Below are 13815 nucleotides of genomic sequence, written 5' to 3'. Positions count from 1 at the left end.
TTAACGCGATCTGTCTTGGGCTTAGTCATGTCGTATCCTTGCGGCTATTGAGGCACCTGGCAAGGGATACGTTTTTCAGGGGCAAGGTCATTATGACCTGAAGCCACTTGCCCACTAACCCCAAACCGCGGCGACTCCATTTATGTTCAAACGCATTCTGTCCGCCCTCAGCGGCAAGAAATCTCAAGCTTCAACAGATAACTCGCCTGCTGATACAACGCCGCCAGAAGCTCACGACGGCGAGTTAATCACTGCCTACGACAGTTACGGACGCGAGATAAAGATCACTCGGAGCGAGTGGCGCGAGAAGGTGTTCCTGCCCAATCTGAAACAGCAGTGGGGTGATGCTGACGAGCTCTACAACCTAATCGTTTCGGGGCTGAACGATGGATTTGCGACTGACCTGATGTCTGCCGCCGAACGACTGGTCGAGATCGACGCTAATCCCGAGCGCAGCCATGTGGTGAATGGCATCGTGCTGATGCATAACGCGCGGCTCGATGCAGCAGAGGCCTCGCTACGCGAAGGGCTGGCTAAAGTCGGCGTGTCGGGAATCATCCTGACCAATCTGGCCAAGGTGTTTGCCGAGCGTGGTGAGCAATCAGGTGCAGAGGCGACGCTTTGGCAGGCGGTTGAAGCCGATCCGAATCAGGAAAACGGCCTGTTGTGGTGGCTGAGCATTCAGCAGGAGCGGGGTGGTGAGGCCGCCTATCTCGATGCTCTACGCACTGTAGCGGCGTTGCCGGGCAGTTGGCGTGCGCAGTTGTGGATGGCGCGGCATTACCTGCAGCAGCAGAACGTCGCGCAGGCGCGTGTGTTGTATGAGGAGGTACTGGCAGGAGGTCATTTCGACCGCAGTGCCTTGCAGATGATATCGGGCGACTTGGGCAACAATGGCCACATCCCGCTGATCATTGAGCTTGTCGGGCCTGCTTATGATGAGCACAAACATGATTCGACGGCAGGTCTCAACTTGCTGCGTGCCTATCAGGAGCTTGGCAGGGTGGATGAAGGCGAAGCGTTGCTTACTCGCTTGTATGCACTCGGCTTTGCGCCAATCAAAAGTCACCTTGACCAGTTTGCGCATGCTTTCGAGGACGTGCGCAGGCAGGAGGACAAAGGCATTCCGATTGACCCTGCCAGCGTGACGATCAATACCTTGGCGCTGAACAAGCCGGTCTGGCACTACGGTTTGCGCAATGCTGACTGGCTCTTCGCGCAAAAACCGGAAGGTGCGCCAGAAATCGGTTTCTTCGCCCTGTCCAAAATCATGGAGAAAGCAGAGCCTGCCGAATCGCAGCGCGAAGATGATGTCGGGCGCTATACGCGTGCCATTCCTCTTTACCTGGCGGAGTCGCTTCACTATTGGCATGACTATGTAGCCAATTGCTATGTTCAGGTCGCGGAGGGTGCGGGGCCGGTTGTATCGGGGGTTGAGGTCGACGGCAACACACTGTTCGATATCGTCCCGCCAACGACGAAGTATTTCGTGACGGGCGAAGTGGGTTGTTCGGGTGAGGGCGATCAGGCCCAGTGGCGGATTTCACTGAGCCTATGGAATTGTGCGACTCGCACCCGGCAAACCGTTGAAAGCGGTAGTGCAGGCAAGGCAGAACTTGGTGCGCTGGTACTTGATCTTCAACAGCGCTTGCTGGTCGGTATCGGACTCAAGCGCGAGCAGCCACTGGATGTTTTTTACCAGCAGCCCACCGCCGAAGTACTGCCGGTGTATCTGACCCAGTTGGGCCAATCATTCATGCTGACGTTGCTTGCGAACGACCATTTGCCCAAGTCATCAATGTGGGGTGAGCGGGCCATGCTCGAGTGGCCTCTGAATATGGCGCTCCAGTGGCCTGAGATGGAGACCGCAAAACTGATGTACATCTCCGGGCTGGGAAAGGCGTTCGGTTACAAGTCGGAGACAGTGGTCGAGCACAAGCAACGAAGCCTGCAAGTGCTGAGCGAACTGGAGCGGGCAAACAGCCCGGCATGGCGCCTTGCACCGTTGGTATGGAAAGTGTTCGGCATGCAGGCAGAGCTGGAGGATTACCGCGCCAATCTACCGCCTGATGTAGAGCCGGCCTATATCGAATGGCTGGAGCGGGTGAGCCAGGCATAGCGGTTGATCGATGCAAAAAGCCGGAGCGGGCGTCACTGCCTTGCCCGGCTTTTTTACGCCTCGACTTCAGTTCGTGGTATCCACCCTTATCTTTCCCCAAATGCAGGTGTATCGTATTCGCCCCTCGCATTTGCTCGCAGATGCGCTCAGTCGTCGTTTTCGAGGTTGCGCCGTTCATGTCCTTTACCCGTCGTCAAATCCTTACAGGCATCGCCGGTCTGGCCGTAGTCGGCCTTGGCGCGGGTGGTGCTTCGCGTTACTGGATGGGGCGTCGCGAGTCTGAAGCGGGATCGGACTTCGTGCTGATCGCCGCTCCGCTGGATGTGGAACTGGTGGCGGGCCACAAGACGCCAGCCTGGGCCTTTGGCGGTTCTGCGCCGGGTACGGAGCTGCGCGTGCGGCAGGGTGAGTGGCTGCGGCTGCGCTTCATCAATCAGTTGCCGGTCGAGACGACCATTCATTGGCATGGCATTAGGTTGCCGCTGGAGATGGATGGCGTGCCGTACGTGTCGCAGTTGCCGGTCAAGCCGGGTGAATACTTCGATTACAAATTCCGTGTGCCGGACGCGGGTAGCTACTGGTATCACCCGCACGTCAGCAGCAGCGAAGAGCTGGGCCGCGGGCTGGTCGGGCCGCTGATTGTCGAAGAACGCGAGCCGACCGGTTTTGCCTATGAGCGCACGGTCAGCCTGAAAAGCTGGCACGTGGACGAGCAGGGCGCCTTTACCGAGTTCAGTGTGTTGCGTGAAGCGGCACGGGAGGGCACGGCGGGGCGGCTTTCAACGCTGAACGGTATTCCGCAGGCGGTGATTGAGTTGCCTGCCGGGCAGATCACTCGCGTGCGCTTGCTCAATCTCGACAATACCGTGACCTATCGACTCAATCTGCCGGACGCCGAGGCGCAGATCTATGCGCTGGATGGCAACCCGGTCAAACCGCGTCCCTTCGGCGACGAATACTGGCTGGGGCCGGGCATGCGCATCTGTCTGGCGATCAAGGCCCCGCCGGCAGGCGAGGAAATCTCGCTGCGTAACGGTCCGGTGCGCCTGGGGACGTTCCGCTCGGTCGCCAATAACGACGCGCCCGGCAAGTGGCCGCCCGAGCTGCCGGCCAATCCGGTGGCCGAGCCTGATATGGCTAACGCCGAAAAGATCAATTTCAACTTCGAGTGGGTGGGCTCGATGTCGGTCAACACCGACAATGGCAAACCGCCCAGCCTGTGGCAGATCAACGGCGAAGCGTGGGACATTACCGACAAGACCTGCGCCGATCGGCCTATCGCCAGGTTGAAGCTGGGCAAGAGCTATATCTTCGAGTTGAAGAACATGACTCAGTATCAGCACCCGATTCACTTGCACGGCATGAGTTTCAAGGTAATCGCCTCCAATCGGCGCAAGATCATCCCGTACTTCACCGACACCTTTTTGCTGGGCCGTAACGAACGGGCGCGAGTGGCGCTGGTGGCGGATAACCCCGGTGTATGGATGTTCCATTGCCACGTTATCGATCACATGGAAACCGGCCTGATGGCCGCCATCGAGGTGGCATGATGCGGCAACCGCAGATCATCGACCGCAGCAAGGATCAGGATTTCATGCGCGAGGCGCTGGCACTGGCCGCGCAAGGCGCACTGCTGGGCGAGGTGCCTGTCGGGGCAGTGGTGGTGCAGAACGGCGAGATCATCGGTCGTGGTTACAACTGCCCGATCAGCGGCAGCGACCCGAGCGCGCATGCCGAAATGGTCGCGATTCGTGACGCCGCCAAGGCGCTGGACAATTATCGCCTGCCGGGCAGCACGCTCTACGTGACGCTGGAGCCGTGCAGCATGTGCGCGGGGCTGATCGTGCACTCACGGGTGGCGCGTGTGGTCTACGGGGCGCTCGAACCCAAGGCGGGCATCGTGCAGAGCCAGGGGCAGTTTTTCAGTCAGGCATTTCTCAATCACCGCGTACTGTTCGAAGGCGGGGTGCTGGGCGAGGAGTGCGGGACGATGCTGAGCGAGTTTTTCAGAATGCGCCGGGCAGCCAAGGACGCTGACAAAGGCCAGGGCAACGTTTAGAGCGGAGATTCGTCCGTGCTGCTGGACGAGGGGACGGGAGAGGCTGGCGGGACGGGCGGTTGGGTCTTGTCGACGCCAGGAACATGCAGGTTGCCATCGGCGACCTGACTGCCTTCAAGCTGGGGCTGCGTCACCCAGGTCAGAATGTCGTAATAACGGCGAATGTTGGCCACGAAATGCACCGGCTCACCGCCTCGGGCGTAGCCGTAACGCGTTTTGCTGTACCACTTCTTCTGTGCCAGACGCGGCAGCATTTTTTTTACGTCGAGCCATTTATCAGGATTCAGCCCCTCGTTCTGGGCCAATTTGCGCGCATCTTCAAGGTGACCGCTGCCAATGTTGTAGGAAGCGAGAGCGAGCCATGTGCGATCCGGCTCTTTAATCGAATCGTCCAGCTGATCCTTTATGTAGGCAAAGTACTTTGCCCCGCCCTGAATGCTCTGGCGCGCATCCAGCCTGTTGGACACGCCCATGGCTTGCGCGGTGTTCTGGGTGAGCATCATCAGGCCGCGCACGCCGGTTTTCGAGGTCACGGTCGGTTGCCACATCGATTCCTGATAGCCGATGGCGGCCAGCAGTCTCCAGTCGACCTGTTCTTTCTTGGCCGATGTCTGGAAGTGCTTCTCGTATTTGGGCAGGCGTTCCTGAAGGTGCTGGGCAAAGGTATAGGCACCGACATAGCCGAGTACGTCGACGTGGCCGTAGTAACGGTCCTTCAGACGTTGCAGGGTGCCGTTCTTTTCGACCTTGTCGAGGTAGGCGTTGATTTCGTTGAGCAGGCTGTTGTCTTCACCCGGCGCGACGGCCCAGCGCTGTGCACGGGCTTCGCCCAGGTCAAAGGCTACGCGTACATTGGGGAAGTAGACCTGGTTCATTGCCAGCTCATTGGAGTCGACCAGGGTAAGGTCGATCTGGCCTTCGTCGACCATGCGCAGGAGATCAACGACCTCGACCGCGTCCGATTCTTCATATTGAATGCCGGGATTCTGCGCCTTGAGCGCCGCCAGTTGCTCGGCATGCGCGCTGCCTTTGAGCACCACGATGCGTTTGCCCACCAGATCGCCGGGATCGGTCGGTCGCGACTGGCCGTTGCGATAGACCACCTGAGGGGTGACTTCCAGATAAGAGTGCGAGAAACGCGCCTGTTGCTTGCGCAGTGGCGTTTCAATCAGGCCGGCGGCACCGAGTACCGGACCGCCCGGTTTGTTCATCTGGTCGAAAAGATCGTCAAGATTGTCAGCTGTTTCTATCTTCAGTTCGACGCCCAGATCATCGGCAAAGCGCTTGACCAGCTCGTATTCGAAGCCGGTTTCACCGTTGCGATCCTGGAAATAAGTCGCCGGGCTGTTGCGGGTGATCACCCGCAGTACGCCGTCCTCCTTGACTCGCTCCAGTGTGGTGGGTTTTTCCACACAGGCGCCGAGCATCAGGAAGAGTCCGGTTGCGATGAGCCATTTGGCGCAACGTGGGCGGAAATCTGGTTTGAAGAACATCGGTGCAGTATACGCAAAGCGCACCGGGCGCCATATCTCGACAGTGAAGCTTGCGTCTGATAGGCGACTGGCTTTTACCGGCATTTCCGGAGTTTTTTTGCCTGGGGCGACATTCGGGCGCAGCGGATGCCGCCGTTTTGGGTGATCAAATGCCCGGTTTAGGCTAGAATACGCGGCCTCAAAGCACACCCCCTTCTCGAGGCTGTCCCGAAGATGTTGATCCTGCGCGGTGCTCCTGCCCTTTCTGCTTTCCGCCACAGCAAATTACTAGAACAACTGAAACAAAAAGTTTCAGCTGTCAGTGGCTTGTACGCCGAATTCGCCCACTTCGCTGACGTCAACGACGTTCTGACCAGCGAAGAACAGCAGGTTCTCGACCGTCTCTTGAAATACGGCCCCAGCGTGCCGGTTCAAGAGCCGAGCGGCCGTCTGTTTCTGGTGTTGCCGCGTTTTGGCACCATTTCACCCTGGTCGAGCAAGGCCAGCGACATCGCTCGCAATTGCGGCCTGAGCAAAATCCAGCGCCTCGAGCGCGGGATTGCCTTCTATGTAGAAGGCCAGTTCAGCGAGACCGAGGCTCAGGCAATCGCCGACAGCCTGCACGACCGCATGACGCAACTGGTCCTGGGCGACCTCGAGCAGGCTGCCAACCTGTTCAGCCACGCTCAGCCCAAGCCGCTGACCGCCGTGGACATTCTGGGTGGCGGCCGCGCGGCCCTGGAAAAAGCCAACGTCGAGCTGGGCCTGGCCCTCGCCGAAGATGAAATCGATTACCTGATCACTAGCTTCAACGGTCTGGGGCGCAACCCGCACGACATCGAGCTGATGATGTTTGCCCAGGCGAACTCCGAGCACTGCCGCCACAAGATTTTCAACGCCAGTTGGGACATCGACGGCCAGAGCCAGGAAAAAAGCCTGTTCGGCATGATCAAGAATACCTACCAGATGCACAGCGAAGGCGTGCTGTCCGCTTACAAGGATAACGCTTCGGTGATCGTCGGCAACGTCGCCGGTCGCTTCTTCCCGGACCCTGAAACCCGTCAGTACGGCGCGGTTCAGGAGCCGGTGCACATTCTGATGAAGGTCGAGACCCACAACCACCCGACCGCCATTGCACCGTTTCCTGGTGCAGCGACCGGCTCCGGCGGCGAGATTCGCGACGAAGGTGCAACCGGTCGCGGTGCCAAGCCCAAGGCCGGGCTGACCGGTTTCACCGTCTCCAACCTGCAGATTCCCGGTTTCGTGCAGCCCTGGGAAGTGCCGTACGGCAAGCCCGAGCGCATCGTGACGGCGCTGGACATCATGATTGAAGGCCCGCTGGGTGGCGCGGCGTTCAACAACGAGTTCGGTCGCCCGGCGCTGACCGGCTATTTCCGTACCTTCGAGCAGTCCATCACCACGCCGCACGGTGACGAGGTTCGTGGCTACCACAAGCCGATCATGCTCGCGGGCGGTATGGGCAATATCCGCGAAGATCACGTCCAGAAGGGCGAGATCACCGTGGGTTCCAAGCTGATCGTACTGGGTGGCCCGGCGATGCTGATCGGCCTGGGTGGCGGCGCGGCTTCCTCGATGGCGACCGGCACCAGCTCCGCAGACCTGGATTTCGCTTCGGTTCAGCGTGAAAACCCCGAGATGGAGCGTCGTTGCCAGGAAGTCATCGACCGCTGCTGGCAGCTGGGCGACCGTAACCCGATCAGCTTCATCCATGATGTCGGTGCCGGTGGGCTGTCCAACGCCTTCCCCGAACTGGTCAACGATGGCGATCGCGGTGGCCGTTTCGAACTGCGTAACGTACCCAATGACGAGCCGGGCATGGCCCCGCTGGAAATCTGGAGCAACGAATCCCAAGAACGTTACGTGCTGGCCGTGGGCGTTGAAGACTTCGAGCGTTTCAAGGCTATCTGCGAGCGTGAGCGCTGCCCGTTCGCGGTTGTCGGCGAAGCCACTGCAGAGCCGCAACTGACCGTCACCGACAGCCATTTCGGTAACAGTCCGGTAGACATGCCGCTGGAAGTCCTGCTGGGCAAGGCGCCGCGCATGCACCGTTCGGTCGCACGCGAAGAAGAGATCGGCGATGATTTCGACCCGAGCACACTGGACATCGAAGAAAGCGTGCAGCGCGTATTGCGCCACCCGGCCGTCGCCAGCAAAAGCTTCCTGATCACCATAGGTGACCGCAGCATTACCGGTCTGGTCGCTCGCGATCAGATGGTCGGTCCATGGCAGGTGCCTGTGGCTGACTGCGCCGTCACCGCCACCAGCTTCGACGTCAACACCGGCGAAGCCATGGCGATGGGCGAGCGTACTCCGCTGGCGTTGCTGGATGCTCCGGCGTCGGGCCGTATGGCAATCGGCGAAACGCTGACCAACATCGCGGCCTCGCGTATTGAAAAGCTTTCTGACATCAAGCTGTCGGCCAACTGGATGTCGGCTGCCGGCCACCCTGGAGAAGACGCGCGTCTTTATGACACCGTGAAAGCGGTCGGCATGGAGCTGTGTCCGGAACTGGGGATCACCATTCCAGTGGGTAAGGACTCGATGTCCATGAAGACCCGCTGGAGCGACGAGGGCACCGAAAAGAGCGTGACCTCGCCGCTGTCTTTGATCGTGACGGGCTTTGCGCCAGTGGTCGACATCCGTCAGACCCTGACGCCCGAGCTGCGCATGGACAAGGGCATCACCGACCTGATCCTGATCGATCTGGGGCGTGGCCAGAACCGCATGGGCGCCTCGATTCTTGCGCAGACTCACGGCAAGCTCGGCCGCGTCGCTCCGGACGTCGACGACGCGGAAGACCTCAAGGCCTTCTTCGCCGTGATTCAGGGCCTCAATTCCGACGGTCATATCCTCTCCTATCACGACCGTTCCGACGGTGGTCTGCTGGTCAGCACGCTGGAAATGGCTTTCGCCGGTCACTGCGGTCTGAACCTGCACCTCGACGGTGTGGCGGACAACGTCTCCGAACTGAGCGCGATCCTCTTCAACGAAGAGCTGGGCGCGGTCATCCAGGTCCGTCAGGACGCTACTCCACTGGTGCTGGCGCAATTCAGCGCGGCCGGTCTGGAAGACTGCGTGGCAGTGATCGGTCAGCCGATCAACAACGATGAAGTGTCGATCAGCTTCCATGGCGAGCCGGTATTCAGTGGCCAGCGCCGTCTGCTGCAACGCCAGTGGGCCGAGACCAGCTATCAGATCCAGCGCCTGCGTGACAACGCCGAATGCGCGGATCAGGAATTCGATGCGCTGCTGGAAGAAGACAACCCGGGCCTGACCGTCAAGCTGGGCTTCGACGTCAACGACGATATCGCCGCGCCGTACATCAAGACGGGCGTGCGTCCTCAGGTTGCCGTTCTGCGCGAGCAGGGTGTCAACGGTCAGGTCGAGATGGCGGCAGCCTTTGATCGTGCCGGTTTCAACGCAATCGATGTGCACATGAGCGATATCCTGGCCGGTCGTGTCGACCTGAACGACTTCAAGGGTATGGTCGCCTGCGGTGGCTTCTCCTACGGTGACGTATTGGGTGCCGGTGAAGGCTGGGCCAAGTCGGCATTGTTCAACAGTCGCGCGCGTGATGCGTTCCAGGGCTTCTTCGAGCGTTCCGACAGCTTCACGCTCGGCGTCTGCAACGGTTGCCAGATGCTGTCCAACCTGCACGAGCTGATTCCGGGCAGCGAGTTCTGGCCGCATTTCGTGCGTAACCGCTCCGAGCAGTTCGAAGCGCGCGTGGCCATGGTTCAGGTTCAGGAGTCGGCTTCGATCTTCCTGCAGGGTATGGCCGGTTCGCGCATGCCAATCGCCATCGCGCATGGCGAAGGGCACGCGGAGTTCCGCAATGACGATGCACTGCTTGAAGCGGACGTTTCTGGCACCGTTGCACTGCGCTTTGTCGACAACCACGGCAAGGTCACTGAAGCCTACCCGGCCAACCCGAACGGCTCGCCACGCGGTATTGGCGGCATGACCACCCTCGACGGTCGTGTGACCATCATGATGCCGCACCCGGAGCGTGTATTCCGTGCTGTGCAGAACTCATGGCGTCCCGAGGACTGGAACGAGGACGGTGCGTGGATGCGCATGTTCCGCAACGCGCGGGCCTGGGTTAACTAAGGCGCGTGTACAAGCTCGCCTTCTTTGTTCCACCGAGCCATGTGGACGAGGTCAAGAACGCCGTATTCGCTGCTGGTGCAGGGCGAATCGGCGCTTACGATCACTGCGCGTGGCAAGTGCTCGGCCAGGGCCAGTTCCGCCCGCTGGATGGCAGTCAGCCATTTATCGGGCAGAGCGGTGTGGTCGAGTCGGTGCAAGAGTGGAAGGTCGAGCTGGTCGTCGCGGACGAGCTGATTCAGCAAGTAGTTATGGCGCTCAAGCAGAGCCATCCCTACGAAACGCCTGCTTACGAAGTATGGCGGCTGGCAGAGTTCTAAATCGCCTCCAAAGCTGGACGCAGAGCGTCCGGAAATGCGTCCCCACGCTGGAGCGTGGGGACGATAATCATCTTGAGTCTCGTGGGAGCGAGCATTGCTCGCGAATGCGCAACGCCGCACATTAAGGTCGAATTTCGATCATCGTCCCGTCTTTCACCAGATCCCATATCTCGCGCATGTCGTTGTTCTTCAGCGCAATGCAGCCGTTGGTCCAGTCCAGCGTGTGGAAATACCATTCCGGATACTCTTCATCCACCGGTGTGCCATGCAGCATGATCATGCTGCCCGGTTTCACGCCCTCGGAACGTGCGCGTGCCGAGTCCGAAACATTCGGGTAGGAAATGTGCATCGACAGGTTGTAGTTATTGCTGGGTTTACGCCAGTCGATCCAGTAGAAACCCTCCGGCGTGCGTTGGTCGCCTTCCTGCAGCTTGGTGCCCTTGGGGTTCTTGCCCAGCGAGATTCGGTAGGTCTTCAAAGCCTCGCCACCGCTGATCAGCTGCAATTGGCGCGCTGACTTGAGCACCAGCACCTTGTCGATCGGCTTGCTGGCGATACTCTCGGTATTGATGACCTTGTTATTGATGATTTTCTGTTCGCTGCCCTTGGGCACGATGGTTTGAGTAAACGCGGCCTGCGAAAGCGGCATGAACGACATGCAAAAGAGTGCGAGCAACCAGCGCATTACGATTTCCCTGAAGATACTTCTTTGACAAAAGCGCCGATGTTGTGTGCGACCCTGGCGTTCAGGTGTCCAGCAACGGACGTGACGGGGGAAGGGCGCTGGTATGAACCGGGTAGGCCTGCCGACGCCGATCCGCAAAGAAGTATTCTAGGGTACGCCCGACCGTCATGAAAGCCAGGTCCGACCACGGAATGTCTGCTTCGTCGAATAACTGCACTTCCAGGCTCTCGATGCCTGCGGCGAATGCCTCATTCGCCATCTCCCCACGATAGAACACATGCACCTGATTGATATGCGGTACGTCGATCAAGGTGTACAGATGCAGTTCGCTCAGAGTGGCGCACGCTTCCTCCATGGTTTCGCGCCGTGCAGCCTGTTCGATGGTTTCGCCGTTCTCCATGAAGCCGGCCGGCAACGTCCAGAAACCCAGGCGCGGCTCTATCGCCCTGCGGCACAGCAGCACTTTGCCGCCCAGCGTCACCAGACAGCCCGCCACGATGTTCGGGTTCTGGTAATGAACGGTGTGGCAATGCTCGCAGACATAGCGCAAACGGCTGTCGCCTTCGGGAATGCGCTGGATAACAGGGTTGCCGCACTGGCTGCAAAATTTCATGGGATCAGTCGATAGTGAACGCAGTCGCTATCTTGGCCTGTCGTGCGGCGGCTCGGCAACCCTCTGTGTGACAGGAGTTGTCCTGCAAGGGCTTGGGCGCAGCGTTGCTTTGGTGCATGATGCCAGACAGGCAACAGATCGAGATTTCCCATGCTGGATGAGCTACTTCGCCGTGTAGTCAGTCACACGCCAGAAACCCTCGACTCGGATCGAAAGTTCCCCGAGGCGGCTGTTCTGGTGCCGATTACCCGCAGCGAGCAACCCGAGCTGATTCTGACCCTGCGCGCCAGTGGCCTGTCGACGCATGGCGGTGAAGTGGCGTTTCCGGGTGGCCGTCGCGACCCGGGCGACCCCGATCTGATTTTCACTGCGCTGCGCGAAGCCGAGGAGGAGATCGGCCTGCCTCCCGGGCTGGTCGAGGTGATCGGGCCGTTAAGTCCGCTGATCTCCAAGCACGGCATCAAGGTCACACCTTATGTAGGGGTGATACCTGACTTCGTCGAATACCAGCCCAATGACGCCGAGATCGCTGCAGTCTTCAGCGTGCCGCTGGAGTTCTTTCGTCAGGACACGCGCGAGCACACGCACCGTATCGATTACGAAGGCCGCAGCTGGTACGTGCCCAGTTACCGTTATGGCGAGTACAAGATCTGGGGGCTTACCGCGATCATGATCGTCGAGCTGGTCAATGTGCTGTACGACACCAGGATCAGCCTGCATCATCCGCCCGAACGGTCGACAATCTGAGCCACCGATATCTGAAGCGTCACTGTTTATAGTTCGTCCCCATGAGTACGACCCGCCCGAGGAGGCTGCATGAAATTTCGCCTGGGAGAATCCCGTGTCCAGACCGATCCTCAGAGCTGGGTGGCTCCCAATGCAACGCTGATCGGCAATGTCAGGCTCGAGGCGGGTGCGAGTGTGTGGTTCAACGCGGTATTGCGTGGCGACAACGAGCTGATTCACATCGGTGAAAACAGCAATGTGCAGGACGGTACGGTGATGCACACCGACATGGGGTCGCCGCTGAGTATCGGCAAGGGCGTGACCATCGGCCACAACGCCATGCTGCATGGCTGCAGCGTTGACGATTACAGCCTGATCGGCATCAATGCGGTCATCCTCAACGGGGCGAAGATCGGGAAGTACTGCATCATCGGCGCCAATTCGCTGATCGGAGAAAACAAGGTCATTCCTGATGGCTCGCTGGTCATGGGATCGCCGGGTAAAGTGGTGCGCGAGCTCACCGATGTGCAGAAGAAGATGCTGGAAGCCAGCGCAGCCCATTACGTACACAATGCCCAGCGTTACGCCCGTGACCTGGTAGTGCAGGAAGATTGATGAACACTGATACCCCGATCGAAAAACCGGTCCGTTCCCCGTGTGTGAGTATTTGTGCACTGGATGAGCAGGATATCTGCACCGGTTGCCAGCGAACCGTCACCGAGATCACCCGCTGGAGCCGCATGAGCAACGACGAGCGCCGCGTGGTGCTCGGCTTGTGCGACGAGCGCGCCAGAGCCAGCGGCCTGATGTGGACAGTGGGCGAGGCACGCTGATGTTCCGATGGCCTTGTAGCCGCGAACAAGTTCGCGAAGGGGGCGGTGCAGTCGATGCATTTCCTGCGTCAGGAATAGCGCTTTCGCGAACAAGTTCGCTCCTACAGGTTATCCGCGAGCTTTTGTAGGAGCGAACTTGTTCGCGAAGGGGGCGGTGCAGTCTATGCATTTCCTGCGTCAGGAATAGCACTTTCGCGAACAAGTTCGCTCCTACAGGGGGTATCCGCGAGCTTTTGTAGGAGCGAACTTGTTAGCGAAGAGGGCGGTGCAGTCGATGCATTTCCTGCGTCAGGAATAGCGCTTTCGCGAACAAGTTCGCTCCTACAGGTTATCCGCGAGCTTTTGTAGGAGCGAACTTGTTCGCGAAGGGGGCGGTGCAGTCGATGCATTTCCTGCGTCAGGAATAGCGCTTTCGCGAACAAGTTCGCTCCTACAGGTTATCCGCGAGCTTTTGTAGGAGCGAACTTGTTCGCGAAGAGGGCGGTACAGTCGATGCATTTCCTGCGTCAGAAATAATGCTTTCGCGAACAAGTTCGCTCCTACAGGTTATCCGCGAGCTTTTGTAGGAGCGAACTTGTTCGCGAAGAGGGTGGTGCAGTCGATGCATTTCCTGCGTCAGGAATAGCGCTTTCGCGAACAAGTTCGCTCCTACAGGGGGCATCCGCGAGCTTTTGTAGGAGCGAACTTGTTCGCGAAGAGGGCGGTGCAGTCGATGCATTTTCTGCGTCAGGAATAGCGCTTTCGCGAACAAGTTCGCTCCTACAGGGGGCATCCGCGAGCTTTTGTAGGAGCGAACTTGTTAGCGAAGAGGGCGGTGCAGTCGATGCATTTCCTGCGTCAGGAATAGCGCTTTCGCGAAC

General features: G+C 59.3%; 10 protein-coding genes and 1 pseudogene. 8 read left to right on the top strand and 3 right to left on the bottom strand.

All coding sequences use genetic code 11. The features are described from left to right. Positions 1-142 precede the first annotated feature (142 nt). The 3 genes from KBY08_RS26055 to tadA all read left to right on the top strand — a co-directional run bounded on the left by KBY08_RS26055 (position 143) and on the right by tadA (position 4178). The gene (locus KBY08_RS26055) at positions 143-2119 is read left to right on the top strand and encodes a tetratricopeptide repeat protein (RefSeq protein WP_024659501.1); all 1977 of its coding nucleotides are present in this window, start codon (positions 143-145) and stop codon (positions 2117-2119) included. 176 nt (positions 2120-2295) lie between these two features. Next, a complete protein-coding gene (locus KBY08_RS26050) occupies positions 2296-3669 on the top strand; it encodes a multicopper oxidase family protein (RefSeq protein WP_058399018.1) in 1374 nt (457 codons plus the stop codon). Further along, on the top strand, positions 3669-4178 hold the full coding sequence (gene tadA, locus KBY08_RS26045) for a tRNA adenosine(34) deaminase TadA (RefSeq protein WP_011266922.1): 510 nt from the start codon (positions 3669-3671) through the stop codon (positions 4176-4178). Before KBY08_RS26050 ends, tadA begins: the two co-directional genes overlap by 1 nt. Here tadA and mltF read toward each other — a convergent pair. Continuing rightward, positions 4175-5671 carry a membrane-bound lytic murein transglycosylase MltF gene (gene mltF, locus KBY08_RS26040; protein WP_011266923.1) on the bottom strand — a complete coding sequence of 499 codons (1497 nt, stop codon included), beginning with the start codon at positions 5669-5671 and terminating at the stop codon, positions 4175-4177. The two genes, tadA and mltF, sit on opposite strands and share 4 nt — an antisense overlap. A 213-nt stretch (positions 5672-5884) precedes the next feature. On the opposite strand from mltF, the gene purL reads away from it, so the two are divergent. After that, complete coding sequence (purL, locus tag KBY08_RS26035) at positions 5885-9781, top strand: phosphoribosylformylglycinamidine synthase (protein ID WP_004406423.1); 3897 nt, start codon at positions 5885-5887, stop codon at positions 9779-9781. 5 nt (positions 9782-9786) lie between these two features. Continuing rightward, positions 9787-10098, top strand: coding sequence for a YqfO family protein (locus KBY08_RS26030; RefSeq protein WP_024642802.1), 312 nt, complete (start codon positions 9787-9789; stop codon positions 10096-10098). A gap of 121 nt (positions 10099-10219) precedes the next feature. Here the strand turns inward: KBY08_RS26030 and KBY08_RS26025 are convergent. After that, positions 10220-10642 (bottom strand): annotated as a pseudogene (locus KBY08_RS26025) (L,D-transpeptidase family protein); the annotation flags it as partial. A 202-nt stretch (positions 10643-10844) separates the two neighbouring features. Then, positions 10845-11396, bottom strand: coding sequence for an NUDIX hydrolase (locus KBY08_RS26020; protein WP_003421963.1), 552 nt, complete (start codon positions 11394-11396; stop codon positions 10845-10847). A 150-nt stretch (positions 11397-11546) separates the two neighbouring features. On the opposite strand from KBY08_RS26020, the gene KBY08_RS26015 reads away from it, so the two are divergent. The 3 genes from KBY08_RS26015 to KBY08_RS26005 all read left to right on the top strand — a co-directional run bounded on the left by KBY08_RS26015 (position 11547) and on the right by KBY08_RS26005 (position 12955). After that, entirely contained in the window at positions 11547-12143 is a 597-nt protein-coding gene (locus KBY08_RS26015) for a CoA pyrophosphatase (protein WP_004406418.1), read from the top strand. Positions 12144-12212: 69 nt separating this feature from the next. Further along, entirely contained in the window at positions 12213-12737 is a 525-nt protein-coding gene (locus KBY08_RS26010; protein WP_024642800.1) for a gamma carbonic anhydrase family protein, read from the top strand. Then, positions 12737-12955 (top strand): DUF1289 domain-containing protein, encoded by a 219-nt coding sequence (locus KBY08_RS26005; protein ID WP_024659505.1) that lies wholly within the window; start codon positions 12737-12739, stop codon positions 12953-12955. Before KBY08_RS26010 ends, KBY08_RS26005 begins: the two co-directional genes overlap by 1 nt. Positions 12956-13815 lie beyond the last annotated feature (860 nt).

This window comes from Pseudomonas sp. P135, assembly GCF_020312125.1.
In the GTDB taxonomy this organism is placed as follows: Bacteria; Pseudomonadota; Gammaproteobacteria; order Pseudomonadales; family Pseudomonadaceae; genus Aquipseudomonas; species Aquipseudomonas fragariae.
The sequence above is the reverse complement of the archived record's forward strand: the minus strand, read 5'-3'. Positions and strand labels throughout refer to the sequence as shown.